We start from the raw sequence: 19,275 nt of genomic DNA on the forward strand, positions 1-19,275 counted from the left end.
GAGAATCAGCGGGAAATGGCGAGCTTGATGCCGAAGGCGATCAAGAAGACGCCCGCGAGCTTTTCGAGCCTGCCCGAAATGCGCGGATTGGCGCGGATGCGCTCGGCCAGAAAGTGCGTGAGCAGCGTCGAAGTGAGGCCGTAGAGGAAGGTCAGCGCAGCAATCGTCAGCGCCATGGCGCCAAAAGTGACCACGCCCTGGTGGCGCGCCGGGTCGACGAACAGCGGGAAGAAAGCCATGTAGAACACGATGGCCTTGGGGTTCAGCAAGGTGATGGCCAGGGCCTGGCGCATGAAGTGGCTGGGGCGAATGTTCAGGATGGGTGCCGCGCCGGGCTTGGCCAGCAGCATCTTGGCGCCCAGCCATGCGAGGTAGACGGCGCCCAGCCACTGCACCGCCTTGAACGCGGCCGGATAGGCCGCCAGCACAGCCGCCACGCCCGCCACCGCCGCCCACATCAGGAACTGGTCGCCGACGATCACGCCCAGCGTGGCCGCCAGGCCGCCACGGATCCCGCCTTTGCTGGTCGAGGTGATCAACGCGAGGTTGCCCGGACCGGGAATCAGGAGAAAGAGGACGATGGCGGCGACGAATGCGCCGTAGTCAGCAATGCCGAACATGGGATTTGCCTCGAGAAGGAGAGCCAGGGGGAGGCGTCGAGTCTAAGCGAGGCCGGCCCGGTGAGGATCGTTCGGCACCGGCTTTCACCGGTGCGGCGGCCTCTTTTTTGGCGATTCAGGCCGCTTCCTGGCGCGCCCAGACGATGCAGCGCTCGGCGTCCAGGCCAGGAACGGTCAATTGTTCCACGTGAAACACTGCGATACCTTGGGGCAAGGCAGCGAGTTCATCGGTGGGTACCTTGCCCTTCATGGCCAGCCAGACGCCGCCCGGCGCGAGCAGGTGCCTGGACCCGTTGAAGAAATCAGGCAGCGAGGCAAAGGCCCTGGAGCTGATGACTTCATAGCTGCCCGTCAGCGATTCGACGCGCGCGTGCAGGCCGCGCAGATTGGGCAATCCGAGTTCGGCTGCCACCTGTTGGACGAAGGCCGCCTTCTTGGCCACGGCATCGAGGCAGCTCACCTCGAGCTCCGGCCGCATGACGGCAATCACCACGCCCGGCAGGCCACCCCCGGAACCGACGTCGAGCAACTTGCCCTTCCCTGCCCATTCACGCTGCAACGGCGCCACGGCCGCCAGGCTGTCGAGCAGATGGTGCGTCAGCACGCTGGCCGGGTCGCGCAGCGCCGTGAGGTTGTAGACCTTGTTCCACTTGAGCATCAGCGTGCCGTAGGCCAGCAGCTGTTCCGCCTGCGCATCGCTCAAGGCCGTGCCCAGGGCCGCCGCGCCCTGGCGCAGCGTGTCGATGGGCGCGCTCATTGGGCGGGCTGCGATTCAGCAGCCGCTTCCGAGTCTGCATCGCGGTTGAATGCCTTGTGGCCGCCTTTGCGCAAATGGATCATCAGCAGGGAAATGGCGGCCGGCGTGACACCCGAAATGCGCGATGCCAAGCCCAGGGTTTCAGGCCGGTGCTTGTCGAGTTTCTGCCGAACCTCAAAGCTCAGCGCCTTGACCTGGCTGTAGTCGAAGTCGGCCGGCAGGCGCAGGTTCTCGAAATGCGCGGCGCGCTCCACTTCGTCGTGCTGGCGCTCGATATAACCCGAGTACTTGGCCGAGATTTCGATCTGCTCGATCTCGGTTTCAGTGAGTGCAGCCCCTGCGCTGTACTTTCCGCCGTCCAGCGACATCAGCGTCTGGTAGTTCACATCGGGCCGGCGCAGCAGGTCGGCCAGGTTGTATTCATGCTCGATGGCCTTGCCGAGCACGCGCTCGGATTCGGACGCCGGCAGGTTGCGCGGATTCACCCAGATCGACTTGAGTCGTTCTGTTTCACGTGAAACAGTGTCGCGCTTGCGGCTGAAAGCATCCCAGCGCGCGTCGTCCACCAGGCCCAGCTTGCGCCCTGCTTCCGTCAGGCGCATGTCGGCGTTGTCCTCGCGCAGCTGCAGCCGGAATTCGGCACGGCTGGTAAACATCCGATACGGCTCGGTCACGCCCTTGGTGATCAGGTCGTCCACCAGCACGCCCAGGTAGGCCTCGTCACGGCGCGGCAGCCACGCCTCTTCTTCGCGGCATTGGAGCGCGGCATTGATGCCGGCAAACAGCCCCTGGGCCGCTGCCTCTTCGTAGCCGGTGGTGCCGTTGATCTGCCCGGCAAAGAACAGGCCCTTGATCGAGCGCGTCTCGAAACTGCTCTTGAGCTCGCGCGGATCGAAATAGTCGTACTCGATGGCGTAACCGGGTCGCAGGATGTGGGCGTTTTCAAGCCCGGGCATCGAGCGCACGAGCTGGTACTGGATGTCGAACGGCAGGCTGGTCGAGATGCCGTTGGGGTAGTACTCGTTGGTCGTCAGGCCTTCGGGCTCGAGAAAGATCTGGTGGCTTTCCTTGTCGGCAAAGCGGTTGATCTTGTCTTCCACGCTCGGGCAGTAGCGCGGACCGACGCCGTCGATCTTGCCCGTGAACATCGGGCTGCGGTCGAAGCCCGAACGGATGATGTCGTGCGTGCGCGCATTGGTATGGGTGATCCAGCACGGCATCTGCTGCGGATGCATGTCGACCCGGCCCATGAAGCTGAACACGGGCATCGGCCCTGCCCCGCCCGGCATGCCGTCGCCGGGCTGCTCGGTGCACTTCGAGAAGTCGATGCTCCGGCCGTCCAGGCGCGGTGGTGTGCCGGTCTTCAGGCGGCCCTGCGGTAGCTTGAGTTCCTTGAGCCGCGCCGACAGGCTGACCGCCGGCGGATCGCCCGCGCGTCCGGCTTGGTAGTTGTCCAGGCCCACATGGATGCGGCCATCGAGAAAAGTCCCGGCGGTGAGCACCACGGTGCGCGCACGAAAGGCAATGCCCACCTGCGTGACGGCGCCGACCACGCGGTCGCCCTCCACCATCAGGTCATCGACGGCTTGCTGGAACAGGCTCAGGTTCGGCTGGTTCTCGAGGCGGCGGCGAATCGCGGCCTTGTACAGCACGCGGTCGGCCTGCGCGCGGGTGGCGCGCACCGCCGGCCCCTTGCTCGAATTGAGAATACGGAACTGGATGCCCGCCTCGTCGGTCGCAATGGCCATCGCGCCGCCCAGCGCATCCACCTCTTTCACGAGGTGGCCCTTGCCGATGCCGCCGATCGATGGGTTGCAGCTCATCTGCCCCAACGTCTCGATGTTGTGGGAGAGCAGCAACGTCTTGGCGCCCATGCGTGCGGCGGCAAGCGCGGCTTCGGTGCCGGCATGGCCACCGCCGACGACTACACAATCGAATTCTTCGGGGTACAGCATTTGAAAGAGGGGGCGCACTACTGACGCGTGCGCTGCGCAAAGGGGGCACCAATTTTAATCGGGGGTGCCGCTTTGCGCCCGAAATGCGGGCAATATGGTTAATTGCTCCTAAATCACCCCGGACCCAGCCGATCCCTCTTGTATCCTGGATAGTTTGCTATTATTTTAATAGCAACAATGCGGCGTTCAGACGCGCCGCCGGCGCGAGCGGTGCTCTGGAAGCTGCCAGTGGCTCTGGGTCACGAGCAGCACACGCACCACGCGATGGGCCGGGCTTTGCAGCAGCAGTCCGAGCGGACGGGCCCGCGGCCAGACAGGTGCCGGATGCTGCATCAGTCGATCACCTTTTTCACTGCGCCGATCCCCAGTGCCGCCAGGACCACGAACACCACCGCCAGGACCAGGAACAACCCGAACAGCAACTTTGCGATGCCGGCTGCGCCTGCCGCAATGCCGCCGAAGCCCAGCACCCCGGCCACCAGCGAGATCAAGGCAAAAATAATCGCGTACTTCAACATCTGAAAACTCCTTGCGGCGAGCCTCGCCCACCGTGCGGGGGAGCTTAGGAACCGGCCGCAGCCGCCCCGATAGTCGCCCCGCGCGAGCGGCCGTAGGACAAACGCCCAGCGGGCAAACCCGCTAGCATCCCCGTTGGTCCATGGATCGATTCCCGCTATCCATATTCCCAATATTGGAGATTTCTTCGCATGAAGCTGTATTACTCGCCCGGTGCCTGCTCCCTCTCGCCCCATATCGCGCTGCACGAGGCAGGCCTTGCCTTCGAGCCCGTGCTGGCCAGCACCAAGACCCACAAGCTGCAGGACGGCACTGACTACTACGGCATCAACCCGCTGGGCTACGTGCCCATGCTCGAACTCGACGACGGCACGCGCCTGCGCGAAGGCCCGGCCATCGTGCAGTACATCGCCGACCTGGCCCCGACGAAGAACCTCGCACCGGCCGCCGGCACGCTGCAGCGCTACCGCCTGCAGGAGTGGCTAACCTTCATCGGCACCGAGATGCACAAGGGCTACAGCCCGCTGTTCAACCCGAACATGCCCGAAGAAGCCAAGGCGATCTTCAAGGACAAGCTCAAGTCGCGCTATGGATGGCTCGACGGGCAGCTTGCCGACAAGTCCTATCTGATGGGCGACCAGTTCAGCGTGGCCGACGGCTACCTGTTCACCGTCACCAACTGGGCCAAGTCCACCGGCGTCGACATCTCGGGCTTCGCCAATCTCCAGGCCTGGCATGCGCGCGTGGCTGCTCGTCCCGCTGTTCAAGAGGCGATGAAGGCCGAAGGCCTGCTGAAGTAAGAAGAAGTCGGCAGAAGCTCGCAAGAGTCGCAAAGCGGCCCGTCCACCCGCAGGAAAACCCCGGGCTGCTCTCAGCCACAAGCCGGCAAGGGCGAGGCGTGCGCGTGGGGGCAGAACTGCTCGCATTTGCAGCGGCCTGAACGCCTAGCAGCAATCGGACAACCGTGCGACAGCAGGTTTGGCCGCCCAGGTTTAGCCTCGCGTCCTCCGTCCCACTCTTTGACGTTCCGCCATGCCCTCCCTTTTCGATCCCGTACAAGCCGGTGACCTGCAGCTCGCCAACCGCGTCGTGATGGCACCGCTCACGCGCAACCGCTCGCCCAACGCGATTCCCCAGGACATTGCCGCCACCTACTATGCGCAGCGCGCCAGCGCCGGCTTGCTCATCACCGAAGCCACTGCCATCAGCCACCAGGGCCAGGGCTATGCCGACGTGCCGGGCCTCTACGGCACCGAGCAGCTCGACGCCTGGAAGCGCGTGACCGATGCGGTGCATGCCAAGGGCGGCAAGATCGTGGTGCAGCTCTGGCATGTGGGCCGCGTGTCGCACAGCGAACTGCAGCCCGGCGGCGGCAAGCCTGTCGCGCCTTCGGCCATCACCGCCAGGACCAAGACCGTGCTCATCAAGGAGGGCGTGCCGACCTTCGTCGAAACCTCCGAGCCGCGCGCGCTCGACGCCGAAGAACTGCCCGGCATCGTCCACGCCTATGCGGCCGCCGCGCGCAACGCGGTGGAAACCGCCGGCTTCGACGGCGTGGAACTCCACGGCGCCAACGGCTACCTGCTCGACCAGTTCCTCAAGGACGGCAGCAACAAGCGCACCGACGACTACGGCGGCAGCATCGAGAACCGCGCCCGACTGCTGCTCGAAGCCACGCGCGCCGTGGTCGACGCGGTCGGCGGCGGCAGGACCGGCATCCGCCTGTCGCCCGTCACGCCGGCCAACGACGTGCACGATTCCGATCCGCAGCCGCTCTTCACCTACGTGGTGAAGCAGCTCGCCCCGCTCGGCCTGGCCTACATCCACATCATCGAAGGCGCCACCGGCGGTCCGCGCGAGATCGAGGACCGTCCCTTCGACTACGAGGCGCTCAAGGCCGCCTACCGCCAGGCCGGCGGCAAGGGCGCATGGATGGTCAACAACGGCTACGACAAGCCGCTCGCGGACCAGGCCGTCAAGGAAGGCGACGACCTTGTCGCCTTCGGCAAGCCCTTCATCGCCAACCCCGACCTGGTGCGCCGCCTGCGCGAGAACGCGCCGCTCAACACCGTGGACAAGGCCACCATGTACGGCGGCGGGGTCAAGGGCTACACGGACTATCCGACGCTGGACTGAGTCCCTCGCGGCCGCGGCGGGGCCCTGGCAAGATGCGGCGGCGGATCCAACCGCCGCAGGAGAAAAATGCATGGCCCGCATCGAACAGCGTCTCGCAACGCTCGGCCTCGTGCTGCCGCCGCCGGTCACGCCGCCGCCCGGCGTGGTGCTGCCCTTCGCCTTCGTGCGCATTGCCGGGCGCCGCGCCATCGTCTCGGGGCACGGTCCGCTGAATGCCGACGGCACCATTGCCGCCCCGCTCGGCAAGCTGGGCCGCGAGCTGACGGTCGAGCAAGGCTATGCGGCGGCGCGGCTCACCGCACTGGCCATGCTCGGCAGCCTGCAGCGCGCACTCGGCGACCTCGACCGCATCACCGCCTGGACGCGCGTGTTCGGCATGGTGGCCTCGGCACCGGGCTTCGACAAACAGCCCGCCGTCATCAACGGCTTCTCGGATCTCGTGCTCGAGCTCTTCGGCCCGTCGATCGGTGCGCACGCGCGCAGTGCCGTCGGCATGGCGGAGCTCCCGTTCAACATCCCCGTAGAGATCGAAGGCGAAGTGGAGTTCGAGTCGCGCACTCGCATCTCCCCGCGCAAGCCGGCGAAGGCCTGAACGCCGCGCCACCTCAGGCAGCGCGCGCCGCGCCCGTACCACCCGCATCGGCGACAGTGCCCGCGCGGAGCTCCGCGAAGGTAATGCTCACCCGCAGCCCCGTGGGCTCGGCCGCATCGAGCCGCAGATCGGCGCCCAGCAGCTCCGAATAGCGCGCCACGATCGACAGGCCCAGGCCCGAGCCCTGCCCGAGCTTCTGGCCCGCCGGGCCCTGCGCCCAGCGCTGCATCAGGTCGCGCTGCGCTTCCAGCGGAATGCCGGGGCCGTCGTCGATCACGCTCAGGGTGCGGCCCGCCAGCTCGACGGTGATGGTGCGTCCGCCGTAGCGCAGCGCGTTGTCGATCAGGTTGTCGAGAATGCCCTCGACCAATGCTTCGTTCGCAAGCACCGCCACGCGCTCGTCGAGGCCGCGCGCACCCAGGTCGACGCCGTGCGCGTCGGCGCGGGCCAGGTGCCGCAGCACGGTCTGCTCGGCCAATATGTCGAGACGCACCGGCTCGCGCGCAAGGCCGGTGCGCGCCTCGTCCGCGAGCGCGAGCGCCAGCAGCTGGTCGATGAGATGGCTCGCGCGGGCCTGGCGCTCGGCCACGCGCGCGAGCTGCTCGCGCCACACGGTGGAGTCGTGCTGCGCAAGCCCGTATTCGGCCAGTGCGCGGATGCCCGCCAGCGGCGTGCGCAGCTCATGCGCGACGTTGCCCGCGAACTCGCGCTGCGCACGCACGCTGTGGTTCAGGCGGTCGAACAGCGCATTGACCGCATTGCCCAGGCGCTGCACCTCGCGCGAGGTGCGCACCACCACGACCGGAGAGAGGTCGTGCACATCGCGGCGGTCCAGCGCCTGCTGGAGTTCGCCGAGCGGGCGCAGGTCGCTGCGAATGCCATGCCAGAGCCATACCGCGAGCAGTATCAGCAGCAGCACCTGCGGCGCCAGCGCATAGCCGAGCAGCCGCTGCACCAGCGCCGCGCGGCTCAGCGTGGTCTGCGCAATCACCACCCGGTAGGGCATCAGCCGGTCAGGCTCGGTGACAGGCTCGAGCACCACCGCGCGCAGGACCTTGCCTTCGTAATTCACGTCCGAAAAGCGATAGTGCGCGCCAGCCGCCGGCAGCGGTGCTTTCAGGCCCGCCTGGCCCGAGATCAGCGTGCCGTCGAGCCGCTGCACCGCAAAGTAGATCTTGTCGACCTGGTCGAACAGCACCGTGGCCACTTCGCGCGGCGTGAGCAGCAGTTCGATGCCGCGCTCGCCCGCCTGCACGTTGGCCGACAGCGCATAGGCGTCGTCGAGCATGGCGCGGTCGAAGGCCTGCTCGGAAAAATAATTTGCGATGACCAGCGCGATCACCGCGCCCACCATCCACGTGAGCGCCAGCGGCACCAGCACGTTGCGCAGCACGCGCCGCGTGAGCGAAGGCGCTGCCTTCGATGGCGCGGGCGCGGCCGGATGCGTACGGCTCACACTTCGGCTTCGAGCAGGTAGCCGATGCCGCGCAGCGTGCGGATGCCCGCGCCCGAGCCGGCCAGCTTCTTGCGCAGCCGGGAGATGAAGGCCTCCAGCGCGTTGTCGCCCAGCGATTCGTCGAAGCTGGAGAGCTTGTCGGACAGGGCCCGCTTGCTCACCGTGCGGCCCGGCGGGCTCATCAGCTCCCACAGCACCTCGAACTCGCGCGCCGGCAGGTCGAGCGGCCCGCTTGCGGTGGAAAAGCGGCGTGCCTTGCGGTCCAGCTTGAGCTGGCCCAGCAGCACGATGTCTTCGGTGCCCTTGGCCCGCCGCACCAGCGCGCGCAGCCGCGCCTCGACCTCGGCCAGATCGAAGGGCTTGCCCAGGTAGTCGTCGGCACCGGCATCGAGACCTGCGATGCGCTCCTCGGTGCGGCCGCGCGCCGTCAGCACCAGCACCGGCGTGCGGTCGCCGCGCGCACGCGCCTGGCGCAGGACGTTGAGGCCGCTCGCCAGGCCGCTGGTGGGACTGGCCGTGGCCGGCAGGTTCAGGTCGAGCAGCACCGCATCGAAAGGCTGCACGCGCCAGAGGTGGTCGGCGTCCTCGATGTTGGTCGACACGTCGACCCGATGGCCGGCATCCGCAAGGCTGCGCAGCATCACGTCGCGCAGCACGGCATCGTCTTCGACAAGCAGGATTCGCATGGTGTGTATGGTGGTTTGAAGTGCCTATTCTTGCGCGAAGGAGGGTCAGCGGCCGGTCAGCACACCCCGGCGATAAACGCGCCATGAGCATACGACAGCAACCTGCGGCACGGGTCTCTTTCCAGGCCGCAGCGACAACGCGATGAGCGCCCGCGATCCCTCCGATCTCCTGAGCGTGGTGCACCCCGCGGTGCGGCGCACGGCCATCGTGCTGCTGCATGGTTTATGCAGCACACCTGACGAGCTCCTGACCGTGCAATCGTCCCTGCGCGCGAGCGGCTACCCAGTGCATCCGATGCGTGTCGATGGCTACTCCTTCGATGCCGCCGCACCGGTGCAGCAGGCCCTGCCGTACGAACGCTGGATCGACGCCATCGAGGCACGGGTGAAGGCGCTGCGCACGCAGCACGAGCGCGTGATGCTGGTGGGCATCTCGGCCGGTTCTTCTCTGGCGCTCGGCGCGGCCATCCGCTGCGGCAGCGGCGTCGATGCGCTGGTGCTGATGTCGACCACGCTGCGCTTCGACGGCTGGGCCGTGCCGCGCACCCAGGTGCTGCTGCCGCTGGCCTTTTACACGCCGCTCGGGCGGTTCTGGCAATACCGCGAACGCCCGCCCTACGGCGTGAAGAACGAGCGCGTGCGCGCCTGGATCGAGCGCGAGCTGCGCCACCGCAAGGTGTCGAGCGCCGGCAGCGCGGTGATCGGCGTGGGCCACCTGCGCGAGCACGACCGGCTGATCCGTCACGTGAGGCGCAACCTGCACCGCGTGCAATGCGGCAGCGTCCTCGCGCTGCATGCACGCGAGGACGAGGTGGCCAGCCTCGCCAATCTCGACATCCTCGCGCGCGGGCTTCGCTGCGGGACGTTCCGCAGCGTGGTGCTCGCCAACAGCTACCACATGATCACGATCGACAACGACCGCCACCAGGTGGTGCGCGAAACCTCCGCCTTCGCCGATGCCGTGGCCCATGGCACGCCCGAAGCCATCGGCGCCCTGCCCGCACGCTCCTTTGCCGCCTGAAAGAAAGCACGCCATGCCCTCTTCTTCTTTTTCCTCTTCTTCGCCCGTCTTCAACAGCATCGCAGCCATCCTGGTGAACCAGTTCGACGTGGCACGCGACGACATCGCGCCCGGAGCCGCCTTGTCCGAGCTCGGTCTCGATTCGCTTTCGCTGATGGAGTTCGTGTTCGCGGTGGAAGACGCCTTCCATCTTCGCCTGCCCGAAGACCGGCTCGATCCGCGCGAGGCCGGCATCACGCTCGGCCGCCTGTGCGAGGCGATCGAGGCCGAGATCGACTGCAAGCTCGATTCGCCGATGGCCGTGCAGGCGTGAGCGGCGCGCGCGTTCACGTCACGGGCATCGGCTTCATCACACCGCTGGGCTGCACCGCCGAGTCGTTCGACGACGCACTGTTCAACGGACGTTCCGCAGTCCGCGCGCGAACGCTCGAGATCGAAGGCCTCGATCCGGCCGAACTGGCCGTGGCCGCCTGCGATTTCGATGCGGCCGCCGTGCGCAGCAGTTCGCGCCTGCCACTCGATCGGGGCACCGCCATGGCAGTCGCGGCCGCGCGCGATGCCGCCGCGCAGGCCGGGCTCCGGTCCGGCAGCGTCGACCCCGAACGCCTTGGCATCTTCTGGGGCAGCGGCCTGGCCGGCGCCGGCAGCTTCGACGACACCACGCGCGCGCTCTACGGCGAGCGACGCCGCATGCGGCCCACGACAGTGCTCACCGTGATGCCCAACGCCGCGGTGGCGGAACTCGCACTGCAGTTCGGCGCACAGGGCGCGGCGATTGCGTATGCCTGTGCCTGTGCGTCGTCGGCCGTGGCCATCGGCGAGGCGATGCGCGCCATCCGGGGCGGCTGGATCGACACGGCCATCGTCGGCGGGCACGAGGCCATGCTCACGCCGGGCGTGATGGCCAGCTGGCATGCGATGCGCGTGACGGCGCCGCCGCCGCCCGGTGCACCCGGCAGCGCCTGCCGCCCGTTCTCCGGCGACCGCGCAGGCTTCGCACTCGGCGAAGGCGCGGCTGCGCTGGTGCTTGAATCGGATGCCGGCGCGCGAAGCGCCGTCCGTGCCTCTTCGCTCTTTCTGGCGGCCTATGCCACCAACTGCGACGCCACGCACATCACCAATCCCGATCCCGCCGGCCAGGTGCGCGCCATGCGCGCGGCACTGCGCGATGCGGGCATCGAGCCCGCGCAGGTCGGCCACATCAATGCACACGGCACCGCCACCACCGCGGGCGATGCGGCCGAGGCTGCGTCCATCCGCGAAGTATTCGGCCGTGCCACGCCCGTGAGCGCCACCAAGGCCATCCACGGCCATGTGCTGGGCGGCGGCGGCGCGATCGAACTGGTGGCGGCGCTGCGAACGCTGGCGCAAGGGGTGCTTCCGCCGACGGCCAACCTTCGGGTGCCCGACGCGGCCTTCGACGTCGACTTCGTGCTCGGCGAGGCGCGCGAAGCCCGCGACCTGCGCTACGTGCTTTCCAATTCGTTCGCGTTCGGCGGCACCAACGCCGTGCTGGTCGCGGGCCGCGCCATGGACCGCTGAGGAGCGCGACGACGGACTGGGTATGCTGGCGCTTTCGTCGCCGCATCCGCAGAAAATCCGTCATCCATGCGCAGGCTCGCCACCCCCCAGGACCTCGAAGCGGTCTTCTCCATCTACATGCACGAGAGCGTGGTCCCGTTCCTGGGCTACGACCCCATGCCGCTCGATGAATTCCGCGCCATCTACAAGGAGCTGGTCGACAGCCGCAGCTTCTATGTCTATGAAGCCGATGGCCGTGTCGCAGGCTTCTACCGCGCGACGCGCTATCCGGGCCGTGCGCGGCACGTGGCCTGCTTCGGCACGCTCGCGGTCGATCCGTCGCTGCACGGCAAGGGCATTGCGCAGGCCATGGTGAGCGATGCCATCGCCAGGCTCAAGGCCGAGGGGGTCAAGCGCATCGAGCTCTACGCCGAGAGCGACAACGCGCCGGGGCTGCGCTTCTACGAGAAGCTGGGCTTCGAGTACGAAGGCACCCTGCGCAAGTTCTACAAGCGCGCCGGCCAGGCCGACTACATCGACGACCACCTGCTGGCGCTGCTGATCGACTGAGATCGACGGGGAGGGCTCAAGGCTTCCAGCGCCGCAGCAGCAGCGCATTGGCCATCACGCTGACGCTCGACAGCGCCATCGCCGCACCCGCCACCACCGGGCTCAGCAGCCCGAAGGCGGCCAGCGGAATGCCGGCCACGTTGTAGGCAAAGGCCCAGAACAGGTTCTGCCGGATCTTGGCCACCGTGCGCGCCGAGAGCTCGAGCGCCTCGGCCACGAGCGACAGGTCGCCGCGCATCAGCGTGATGCCCGCCGCTTCCATCGCCACGTCGGTGCCGCCACCCGCAGGCGCCATGGCAATGCCCACGTCGGCCGCGGCCAGCGCGGGCGCATCGTTGGCACCGTCGCCGATCATCGCGACCACCTGGCCGTTCTTCTTCAAGGCGCTGACCTGCGCTGCCTTGTCGGCGGGCAGCACCTCGGCGCGCACGTCCTCGGCCGCAATGCCGAGCCGCGCCGCCATGGCCTGCGCGGCGCGCAGGTTGTCGCCCGAGATCATCACCACGCGCAGGCCGCGTGCATGCAACGTGCGGATGGCTTGCGCGGCCTCGGGCTTGGGCTCGTCGGCAAAGGCCAGCAGCGCCTGCACCCGGGCAGCACCCGCCGCGTCGAAACGCAGCAATGCGGATACGGTGGCACCCTGCCCGTGCAGATGCTCGAGCTGCGCGGCGTCGATCACGGCGCCGAGCTCCGCGCACCAGCGCAGGCTGGCAATGGCCCAGGGCTCGCCATTCACCAGACCGCGCACGCCGCGGCCAGGCATCGCCTGCATCGCATTCAGTGGCGGTGCCTGCACGCCGCGCTGTGCGGCAGCAGCCATCACGGCACGCGCCAGCGGATGCTCGCTGCCGCCTTGCAGGCTGGCGGTGGTTGCGAGCAATGCGGCTTCATCGCTGCCGCCCGCCACCGGCACCAGCGCCGTGAGCACCGGCCGGCCCAGCGTCAGCGTGCCGGTCTTGTCGAAGGCCACGGTGCCGACGCGGTGCGCAAGCTCCAGCGCCCGCGCGTCCTTGATGAGGATGCCGCGGCGCGCCGCCACACCGGTGCCGGCCATCACGGCAACCGGCGTCGCCAGGCCCAGCGCACAGGGACAGGCAATGACCAGCACGGCCACCGCATGGATCATGGCAGCCTCGATGCCGGCGCCCGCAAGCAGCCAGCCTGCCAGCGTGGCCAGCGCAATCGCCAGCACCACCGGCACGAACACGGCCGCGACCTGGTCCACCAGCCGCTGGATCGGCGCCTTGGCCGCCTGCGCGTCCTCGACCAGGCGGATGATGCGCGCCAGCACGCTCTCGGCACCCACCGCGCGCACCTCGACGACCATGCGGCCGTCGCCATTGACCGCGCCGCCCGTCAGTGCGTCGCCAGGTCCCTTCGGCACCGGCAGCGGCTCGCCCGTGAGCATCGATTCATCGACCTCGGACTGCCCCTCGATCACGCGCGCATCGGCGGGCACGCGTTCGCCCGGACGCACCGCGAGCCGGTCGCCCACCATCACCTCGGCCAGCGGCACGTCGCTTTCGCCGCGCGGGCCGACCAGATGCGCGGTTTCGGGCCGCAGCTGCTGCAGCGCGCGGATCGCCGAAGTGGCCTGCCGCTTGGCGCGCGCCTCCAGCCACTTGCCGAGCAGTACCAGCGTGATCACCACCGCCGAGGCTTCGAAATACAGATGCGGCACGCCGCCGTGCCCCGCATGCACGCCCGTGGCCGCGCGCCACCAGAGCCAGAGCGACAGGCCGAATGCCGCACTGGTGCCGAGCGCCACCAGCAGGTCCATGTTGCCGGTGCCCGCCTTTGCGGCATGCCAGCCTGCGCGATAGAAGCGCGCCCCGAGCCAGAACTGCACCGGCGCCGCCAGCAGCAGCTGCAGCCAGGGCGGCAGCATCCAGTCCTGCCCGAAGGGTTGGCCGAGCATCGGGGCGAGCAGCGGTATCGACAGCAGCAGTCCGATGGCCACGGGCGCGAAGCCATGCCAGGGCGACAGCGCAGCCGCCTCGTCGGCCGCGCTGCTGGCCGCGCGCGGCTCGTAGCCGGCGGCACGCACGGCGCGGCGCAGGCGGGCATCCAGGTCCTCGCCGCCGGCGGCGGTCACGCGCGCCGATTCGGTGGCGAGATTCACGCTGACCTCCTGCACGCCCGGCACGTTCCTGAGCGCGCGTTCGACGCGCATCACGCAAGAGGCGCAGGTCATGCCGCCGACGGAAAGATCCAGGGTGCTCATCGGGTCGCTCAAGTTGTGCAGCAGATTGTCCATGCCCCGAGGCTAAAGTCTCACATCATGGCAAGGTCAAGCCGGGGTACGCAGTGTCCCTGCGCTGGACATTGACATCATGAGAAGGTTCAAACTGGCGATTCGTTCACTTCATTTCATTCAACAGGAGCAAAGACGATGAGCCAGAAATTCCAGGTCTCGGGCATGAGTTGCGGCCACTGCGTGAGCGCGGTGCAGAACGCGGTACAGACGGTGGACCCCGAGGCGCAGGTCACGGTGGATCTTGAAACCGGCCATGTCGACGTGCTGAGCGCGCAGCCTCGAAAGGACATCGTGGCAGCAATAGAGAACGCCGGCTACAGGGTCCAATGAGCAGCTTCGGCACCACCATCTCGATCGGCGAGGCCGCACGGCTCTCGGGTGTCTCGGCGCGCATGGTGCGGCACTACGAGGGCCTGGGCCTGCTGCCCCCGGTGGCGCGCACCGAAAGCGGCTACCGCCAGTACGGCGATGCCGACATCCACACGCTGCGCTTCATCAAGCGCTCGCGCGATCTCGGTTTCTCGATGGAGGAAATCGCCGAGCTCGTGGGCCTGTGGCACAACCGCCGGCGTGCGAGTTCGAGCGTGAAGCGCATCGCGCAAAAGCACCTGGGCGAACTGGAGCAGCGCATTGCCGACATGCAGTCGATGCGCCACACGCTCGCGCACCTCGTGCACTGCTGCCACGGGGATGCGCGCCCCGACTGCCCGATCCTCGACGACCTGGCCAGATAGGCTCTCCCACGGTGTTCCTGAAAAAGGGGATCAGGCTCCCCTGACCAGCGACAGCACCTTTCCGGCATCGAGGGTGCGGGCCTTTTCCTGGATGGCCGGCAGGTACTGGGTCTGCAGGCTCTTGCCTTCCTGCACCACGCCCGAAAAGGTGTCCTTGAGCATCTGCGCCGAGAGCGTGCGGCCGCCGGCGTAGTAGCGCTTGGCCACATGCCCCAATGCATAGGTCGAGGCGAAGCTCATGCCCGAGCTCACCGCCTGGTTGCCGAGGCCGCGCAGCAGTCCGCCACCCATTTTGCCGAGCAGGCCGCCGAGCAGCTTGCGCCCGGCCTGCTCCAGGTACTGCGAGGTCAGGCCCACGCCGACCGTGGCCAGGAAATCCTTCACGTGGCCGCTGTCAAGTTCGTAGCCGTAGGCCTTGCCGATGCGGTAGACCAGCTTCATCTGCAGCGGAATGATCGCCATGGTCGAGAGCGTCTCGGGCAGCAGTTCGAGCGCGCCGTTGAGGATGGACGCATTGAGGATCGACTTGTCGAGCTCCGCGCTGTCAGGCGATGGCTCAGCGGCAGCTGGCGCGACGGCCGTGCCCGTGCCGGTGGCCGCCGCCGGCACCGCTGCCGCAATCTCTTCCGCCTGCTGCGAGAACTGCGCCGCCGAGGCAGCCAGCCCGAGCGAGGTGCGCACGTCCGCCAGGAACATGCGCTCGGCATCGGACTGCGCGCCGTCCGCATCGCACACGCACACCGCCATCTCGTAGGCCAGCTGCTTCGATTCCGTGCTCTTCAGCTCGCCCGCGACCGAAGCCAGCGAGACGCGCTTCATCAGGACGTCCTGGTAGAGCGTGGGCAGGTTCACGCCGTCGGCTTGCGAAAGACCTTCGGCAATGCGCTTGATCTCGGCACGTTCGCGCTCGTGCTTCTCGCCATCGACGAAGGCGGCCAGGAGGCTGAGGGACACGATGGCCCGGGTTTCGGAAGGTGTCACGTTCGAATTTCCACTGGTTGAGGGACAAAGTTCGTTCGGCATGGGGCCCAAAGGTTCCGCCGCCGGTTCTCCCCACAAAGCTTGGGCAACTCTGTGGATAACACTCGCACTTCCTTGTAAGAGAAAGCTAAGTGGTTGATCTATATGAAAAATCTACAGTCTGCCCAAATATGAGGCAATGAATTTCTCGCACGGGAAAACGCCTTTGGCAGATTTTCCGGAGCGTGTCAAAGGACAACTCTGGGGAGATTTCCGGCACAAGCAGGGCGTTATCCACAGGGCCGGCGCTTCCAGCAATGTTGTTCCTTTTGGCGCGACAGCACGGAAGCGCAGCTGCGCACAGTGACGCGGGCATGACAAGTCCATGTCACGCAAGGGAAAAAGTGCCATGTCCACAGACCGGCCCCGCCCTTATCTACTACTACTAATTTGAATAAGAGAAATAAGAAATAGAAACGGGGACAGCGCCGTGCCCGAAAAAAAGTCCGTGAACGGCCGCGCCGTGTTCGCGGCGCCACGCGGCCAAACCGGCCGTCGCCGGACGGCGCCCGCTCGCTAACATCCGGGGATGAGCTTCAAACCGCGGATCCTGATCGCCGAAGACGAATCGGGCATTGCCGACACCCTCCAGTACGTGCTGAAGAGCGACGGCTTCACGCCGGTCTGGTGCGCCACGGCCGAAGACGCCATCGCGCAGTTCGCGCAGGAGCCGCCGGCGCTCGCGATCCTGGACGTGGGGCTGCCCGACCTCAACGGCTTCGAGCTGTTCAAGCGGCTGCGCGCGCTGAACCAGTCGCAGGGCGGCGCCGAGGTGCCGATGCTGTTTCTCACGGCCCGAAGCGACGAGATCGACCGCGTGGTGGGGCTGGAACTCGGTGCCGACGACTACATTGCCAAGCCCTTTTCGCCGCGCGAACTGGTGGCGCGGGTGCGCACCATCCTGCGGCGCAGCGCACGAGCCGCCCCTGGAGGGACCGCAGGCCCCGGCGATGGGGTACCCCCTCGAATTCCGGGCGCGGCGCCTCCAGCGCCCGCTCAGCCCCCCGCAATGCCCTTTGCATTGGACAACGAGCGCATGCAGATCCGCTACTACGGACGCCTGCTCGAGCTCTCGCGCTACGAATACGGACTGCTGCGGCTGCTGGTCCAGCGGCCCGGACGCGTGTTCACGCGCGACGAGCTGCTGCAGCTGGTCTGGGACGACGCGAGCGACAGCTTCGACCGCACCGTCGACGCCCATGTGAAGACCCTGCGCGCCAAGCTCAAGGCCGTGGCGCCCGACGTGGAGCCGATCCGGACGCTGCGCGGCACCGGCTATGCGCTGAACGAAGAATTGCCTCTCAACGCGCCGTGAGCAGGCGCACGCGCATCTTTATCGGGATTCTGCTGATCTACACGGCGGGCATCGCGTTCCTGCTCTACCGCGTGGTGTCGGACATCGATCCGCGCTATCGCGAATCGGCCGAGGAATCGCTGGTCGAGACTTCGCAGCTCATGGCCAGCCTGGTCGAGCAGGACGTGATCGCGGGCGCCCTCAACACCGCGCGGCTCGAGCCGCTGTTCCGCACGGTCTATGCGCGCGAGTTCTCCGCACAGATCTACAACCTGCACAAGAACCGCGTCGAGCTGCGCGTGTACGTCACCGACCGCAGCGGCCGCGTGGTGTTTGATTCGCTCGGCAGGCACCTGGGCGCCGACTATTCGCAGTGGAGCGACGTGAGCCGCACGCTTGCCGGCCTGTACGGCGCGCGCACCTCGCGCGACGTCGACGGCGACCCCCGCACTTCGGTGATGTACGTGGGCGCACCGATCCGGTGGAACAACGAGATCGTCGGCATGGTGAGCGTCGGCAAGCCGGTGCAGAGCTTCGGCCAGTTCGTGGAGGACGCGCGCGCCCGCACGTTGTGGGTGGGCGTCGGTTCGGGGCTGGCGCTGCTGCTGCTGGCGGTGATCGTTTCGGTCTGGCTGGTGCGGCCTTTCGGGCTGATCTCGGACTACTGGGCCTGGGTGCGCGCGCAGCGCACGCTGAGCCTTTCGCGCATGGCGCGGCGCGCGGTCGATGCGGTGCGCACCGGCTTCAGCGAAATGCGCGATGCGCTGACCGGCCGCAACTACGTGGCCGACTACGTGCAGACCTTCACGCACGAAGTGAAGAGCCCGCTCTCGGCGATCCGCGGCGCGGCCGAGCTGCTGCAGGAGCCGTCGATGCCGCATGCCGAGCGCGAGCGCTTCCTGAAGAACATCGAACGCGAGACGCAGCGCATCCAGGAAATCGTCGACCGCATGATGGAGCTCACCGCACTGGAAACCCGCCACGGGCTGGACCGCACGGAGCCGGTGGTGCTGGCTTCGCTGATCGAGGACATCGCCCTCAGCGCGCAGCCCGCGGCGGCCAAGCGCAGCATCCAGCTGCGCGTGAACATCCGCGCCGAGGCCCGCACCGAGGGCGATCCGTTCCTGCTGCGTCGCGCCATCAGCAACCTGCTGGACAACGCGATCGATTTTTCACCGCAGGGCAGCGAGGTATTGCTGACGCTGGAGACCACCTCGAAGCTGGCGCGCGTGAGCGTGCGCGACCATGGTCCGGGCATTCCGGACTACGCACAGGAAAAGGTCTTCCAGAAGTTCTATTCGCTCGCGCGGCCGCACAGCCGGAAGAAGAGCACCGGGCTCGGGCTGGCCTTCGTGAAGGAGATTGCCGCGCTGCACCGCGGGCGCATCGAGCTCGGCAATGCGGCGCGCGGCGGCGCGGTGGCCACGCTCACGCTGCCGCTGCTGTCACACCACTGAGCGGATTACTGGCCCGTGAGTGCTGCGTAGGCCCGGCGCGTTGCGGGGCTCACGGCCTCGAGCAATTGCTCGTACGAGGTCTTGTGCCGCGCCAGCATGCGAGCCGAGGCCACCGTCTTCGACTTGCAGAACCAGTGGCAGGTGTGCTGCATCAGGAACAGCTCGGCCGACATGGTGAAGGCCTTGGCCTTGGGCGTGCGGCCCGCATCGTTGCGCATGACATCGGCAATGCCGCGCGCGTGGATCGCCAGCGCCTCGCGCAGGTCGAAGGTCGCGGCCGGGAACAGCTTGTGCGCGAACGGAATGGCCACGGGCAGCTTGCTCACGCGTGCGTCGGCCGCGTCGACGCGCGCAAACTCGGCGGCAAAGCTGTCGAACTGGGCCGAGAGCTTTTCCTCGGTGGAGTCGAGCAGGCTCCAGATCTGCTGGCGCCGCTCGGCGCTGTCCTCGCCCAGGCAGCGCAGGTAGCCTTCGGTGAGGCTCTCCATCAGCCTTTCGATCTGGTATCTGCCCAGGTGGCTGCCCAGCAGCGCGATGCGCTGGCGCTGGTCCCTGGACTTGAGGATGTAGGCGCCGACGATGATCGACGTCGCCAGGATGAGGATTTCCATGGGGGAGAAGCGTGGGAAGGTAAAGCGAAAGGAGCCGCACCGAGTGTAGAGACCCGGTGCGGCTCCTTCCCG

General features: G+C 67.5%; 19 protein-coding genes and 1 pseudogene. 11 read left to right on the top strand and 9 right to left on the bottom strand.

Going from position 1 to position 19,275, the window contains the following annotated elements; genetic code table 11:
• Nucleotides 1-5: 5 nt before the first annotated feature.
• The 4 genes from FB547_RS00940 to FB547_RS00955 all read right to left on the bottom strand — a co-directional run bounded on the left by FB547_RS00940 (nucleotide 6) and on the right by FB547_RS00955 (nucleotide 3,850).
• Nucleotides 6-620 (bottom strand): LysE family transporter, encoded by a 615-nt coding sequence (locus FB547_RS00940; protein WP_145738859.1) that lies wholly within the window; start codon nucleotides 618-620, stop codon nucleotides 6-8.
• Nucleotides 621-735: 115 nt separating this feature from the next.
• Nucleotides 736-1,377: a 16S rRNA (guanine(527)-N(7))-methyltransferase RsmG gene (gene rsmG, locus FB547_RS00945; RefSeq protein ID WP_145738861.1), complete on the bottom strand. Its 642-nt coding sequence runs from the start codon at nucleotides 1,375-1,377 to the stop codon at nucleotides 736-738.
• Nucleotides 1,374-3,332, bottom strand: coding sequence for a tRNA uridine-5-carboxymethylaminomethyl(34) synthesis enzyme MnmG (mnmG, locus tag FB547_RS00950; protein ID WP_145738863.1), 1,959 nt, complete (start codon nucleotides 3,330-3,332; stop codon nucleotides 1,374-1,376). The genes rsmG and mnmG overlap by 4 nt, the downstream gene beginning before the upstream one ends.
• A 332-nt stretch (nucleotides 3,333-3,664) precedes the next feature.
• Nucleotides 3,665-3,850: a DUF1328 family protein gene (locus FB547_RS00955; protein WP_145738865.1), complete on the bottom strand. Its 186-nt coding sequence runs from the start codon at nucleotides 3,848-3,850 to the stop codon at nucleotides 3,665-3,667.
• Nucleotides 3,851-4,039: 189 nt separating this feature from the next.
• Between FB547_RS00955 and gstA the strand changes: the two genes are divergently transcribed.
• The 3 genes from gstA to FB547_RS00970 all read left to right on the top strand — a co-directional run bounded on the left by gstA (nucleotide 4,040) and on the right by FB547_RS00970 (nucleotide 6,576).
• Nucleotides 4,040-4,648, top strand: a complete 609-nt coding sequence (gene gstA / locus FB547_RS00960; RefSeq protein WP_145738867.1) for a glutathione transferase GstA — start codon at nucleotides 4,040-4,042, stop codon at nucleotides 4,646-4,648.
• A gap of 232 nt (nucleotides 4,649-4,880) precedes the next feature.
• Nucleotides 4,881-5,984 carry an alkene reductase gene (locus FB547_RS00965; RefSeq protein WP_145738869.1) on the top strand — a complete coding sequence of 368 codons (1,104 nt, stop codon included), beginning with the start codon at nucleotides 4,881-4,883 and terminating at the stop codon, nucleotides 5,982-5,984.
• Nucleotides 5,985-6,054: 70 nt separating this feature from the next.
• A complete protein-coding gene (locus FB547_RS00970) occupies nucleotides 6,055-6,576 on the top strand; it encodes a RidA family protein (protein ID WP_145738871.1) in 522 nt (173 codons plus the stop codon).
• A 13-nt stretch (nucleotides 6,577-6,589) separates the two neighbouring features.
• Here FB547_RS00970 and FB547_RS00975 read toward each other — a convergent pair whose 3' ends face one another.
• Together FB547_RS00975 and FB547_RS00980 are read right to left on the bottom strand one after the other, a co-directional pair.
• Nucleotides 6,590-8,032, bottom strand: coding sequence for a sensor histidine kinase (locus tag FB547_RS00975; RefSeq protein WP_145738873.1), 1,443 nt, complete (start codon nucleotides 8,030-8,032; stop codon nucleotides 6,590-6,592).
• On the bottom strand, nucleotides 8,029-8,718 hold the full coding sequence (locus FB547_RS00980) for a response regulator transcription factor (RefSeq protein ID WP_145738875.1): 690 nt from the start codon (nucleotides 8,716-8,718) through the stop codon (nucleotides 8,029-8,031). The genes FB547_RS00975 and FB547_RS00980 overlap by 4 nt, the downstream gene beginning before the upstream one ends.
• A 142-nt stretch (nucleotides 8,719-8,860) precedes the next feature.
• Between FB547_RS00980 and FB547_RS00985 the strand changes: the two genes are divergently transcribed.
• The 4 genes and pseudogenes from FB547_RS00985 to FB547_RS01000 form a co-directional block, all read left to right on the top strand.
• The gene (locus FB547_RS00985) at nucleotides 8,861-9,739 is read left to right on the top strand and encodes an alpha/beta hydrolase (protein ID WP_145738878.1); all 879 of its coding nucleotides are present in this window, start codon (nucleotides 8,861-8,863) and stop codon (nucleotides 9,737-9,739) included.
• Between the two features lie 13 nt (nucleotides 9,740-9,752).
• Nucleotides 9,753-10,052, top strand: a complete 300-nt coding sequence (locus FB547_RS00990) for an acyl carrier protein (protein ID WP_145738880.1) — start codon at nucleotides 9,753-9,755, stop codon at nucleotides 10,050-10,052.
• On the top strand, nucleotides 10,049-11,281 hold the full coding sequence (locus tag FB547_RS00995) for a beta-ketoacyl-[acyl-carrier-protein] synthase family protein (protein WP_145738882.1): 1,233 nt from the start codon (nucleotides 10,049-10,051) through the stop codon (nucleotides 11,279-11,281). The genes FB547_RS00990 and FB547_RS00995 overlap by 4 nt, the downstream gene beginning before the upstream one ends.
• A 63-nt stretch (nucleotides 11,282-11,344) precedes the next feature.
• A pseudogene (locus tag FB547_RS01000) lies at nucleotides 11,345-11,830 on the top strand (N-acetyltransferase family protein); the annotation flags it as partial.
• 16 nt (nucleotides 11,831-11,846) lie between these two features.
• On the opposite strand, the gene FB547_RS01005 reads toward FB547_RS01000, so the two are convergent.
• Nucleotides 11,847-14,087, bottom strand: a complete 2,241-nt coding sequence (locus FB547_RS01005; RefSeq protein ID WP_145738886.1) for a heavy metal translocating P-type ATPase — start codon at nucleotides 14,085-14,087, stop codon at nucleotides 11,847-11,849.
• 135 nt (nucleotides 14,088-14,222) lie between these two features.
• Here FB547_RS01005 and FB547_RS01010 point away from each other — a divergent pair, with 135 nt between their 5' ends.
• The gene (locus FB547_RS01010) at nucleotides 14,223-14,417 is read left to right on the top strand and encodes a heavy-metal-associated domain-containing protein (RefSeq protein ID WP_018903395.1); all 195 of its coding nucleotides are present in this window, start codon (nucleotides 14,223-14,225) and stop codon (nucleotides 14,415-14,417) included.
• The gene (gene cueR / locus FB547_RS01015) at nucleotides 14,414-14,821 is read left to right on the top strand and encodes a Cu(I)-responsive transcriptional regulator (protein ID WP_145738888.1); all 408 of its coding nucleotides are present in this window, start codon (nucleotides 14,414-14,416) and stop codon (nucleotides 14,819-14,821) included. The genes FB547_RS01010 and cueR overlap by 4 nt, the downstream gene beginning before the upstream one ends.
• Nucleotides 14,822-14,851: 30 nt before the next feature.
• On the opposite strand, the gene FB547_RS01020 is transcribed toward cueR, so the two are convergent.
• On the bottom strand, nucleotides 14,852-15,802 hold the full coding sequence (locus FB547_RS01020) for a YcjF family protein (protein ID WP_145738890.1): 951 nt from the start codon (nucleotides 15,800-15,802) through the stop codon (nucleotides 14,852-14,854).
• A gap of 568 nt (nucleotides 15,803-16,370) precedes the next feature.
• Between FB547_RS01020 and creB the strand changes: the two genes are divergently transcribed.
• Both creB and creC read left to right on the top strand, forming a co-directional pair.
• Nucleotides 16,371-17,156: a two-component system response regulator CreB gene (gene creB / locus FB547_RS01025; RefSeq protein WP_145738892.1), complete on the top strand. Its 786-nt coding sequence runs from the start codon at nucleotides 16,371-16,373 to the stop codon at nucleotides 17,154-17,156.
• The gene (gene creC / locus FB547_RS01030; protein ID WP_145738894.1) at nucleotides 17,153-18,592 is read left to right on the top strand and encodes a two-component system sensor histidine kinase CreC; all 1,440 of its coding nucleotides are present in this window, start codon (nucleotides 17,153-17,155) and stop codon (nucleotides 18,590-18,592) included. Before creB ends, creC begins: the two co-directional genes overlap by 4 nt.
• 5 nt (nucleotides 18,593-18,597) lie before the next feature.
• Here the strand turns inward: creC and FB547_RS01035 are convergent, their stop codons facing one another.
• Nucleotides 18,598-19,203, bottom strand: a complete 606-nt coding sequence (locus tag FB547_RS01035) for a hypothetical protein (RefSeq protein ID WP_145738896.1) — start codon at nucleotides 19,201-19,203, stop codon at nucleotides 18,598-18,600.
• Nucleotides 19,204-19,275: the final 72 nt, after the last annotated feature.

Origin of the sequence: Variovorax beijingensis, from assembly GCF_007828835.1 — a bacterium.
Lineage (GTDB): Bacteria > Pseudomonadota > Gammaproteobacteria > Burkholderiales > Burkholderiaceae_C > Variovorax > Variovorax beijingensis_A.

Excerpts from the sequence above, each read along its gene's own strand:
- FB547_RS00940 (WP_145738859.1), bottom strand. The coding sequence starts at position 620 with ATGTTCGGCATTGCTGACTACGGCGCATTCGTCGCCGCCATCGTCCTC.
- rsmG (WP_145738861.1), bottom strand. The coding sequence starts at position 1,377 with ATGAGCGCGCCCATCGACACGCTGCGCCAGGGCGCGGCGGCCCTGGGC.
- mnmG (WP_145738863.1), bottom strand. The coding sequence starts at position 3,332 with ATGCTGTACCCCGAAGAATTCGATTGTGTAGTCGTCGGCGGTGGCCAT.
- FB547_RS00955 (WP_145738865.1), bottom strand. The coding sequence starts at position 3,850 with ATGTTGAAGTACGCGATTATTTTTGCCTTGATCTCGCTGGTGGCCGGG.
- gstA (WP_145738867.1), top strand. The coding sequence starts at position 4,040 with ATGAAGCTGTATTACTCGCCCGGTGCCTGCTCCCTCTCGCCCCATATC.
- FB547_RS00965 (WP_145738869.1), top strand. The coding sequence starts at position 4,881 with ATGCCCTCCCTTTTCGATCCCGTACAAGCCGGTGACCTGCAGCTCGCC.
- FB547_RS00970 (WP_145738871.1), top strand. The coding sequence starts at position 6,055 with ATGGCCCGCATCGAACAGCGTCTCGCAACGCTCGGCCTCGTGCTGCCG.
- FB547_RS00980 (WP_145738875.1), bottom strand. The coding sequence starts at position 8,718 with ATGCGAATCCTGCTTGTCGAAGACGATGCCGTGCTGCGCGACGTGATG.
- FB547_RS00985 (WP_145738878.1), top strand. The coding sequence starts at position 8,861 with ATGAGCGCCCGCGATCCCTCCGATCTCCTGAGCGTGGTGCACCCCGCG.
- FB547_RS00990 (WP_145738880.1), top strand. The coding sequence starts at position 9,753 with ATGCCCTCTTCTTCTTTTTCCTCTTCTTCGCCCGTCTTCAACAGCATC.
- FB547_RS01005 (WP_145738886.1), bottom strand. The coding sequence starts at position 14,087 with ATGGACAATCTGCTGCACAACTTGAGCGACCCGATGAGCACCCTGGAT.
- FB547_RS01010 (WP_018903395.1), top strand. The coding sequence starts at position 14,223 with ATGAGCCAGAAATTCCAGGTCTCGGGCATGAGTTGCGGCCACTGCGTG.
- cueR (WP_145738888.1), top strand. The coding sequence starts at position 14,414 with ATGAGCAGCTTCGGCACCACCATCTCGATCGGCGAGGCCGCACGGCTC.
- creB (WP_145738892.1), top strand. The coding sequence starts at position 16,371 with ATGAGCTTCAAACCGCGGATCCTGATCGCCGAAGACGAATCGGGCATT.
- FB547_RS01035 (WP_145738896.1), bottom strand. The coding sequence starts at position 19,203 with ATGGAAATCCTCATCCTGGCGACGTCGATCATCGTCGGCGCCTACATC.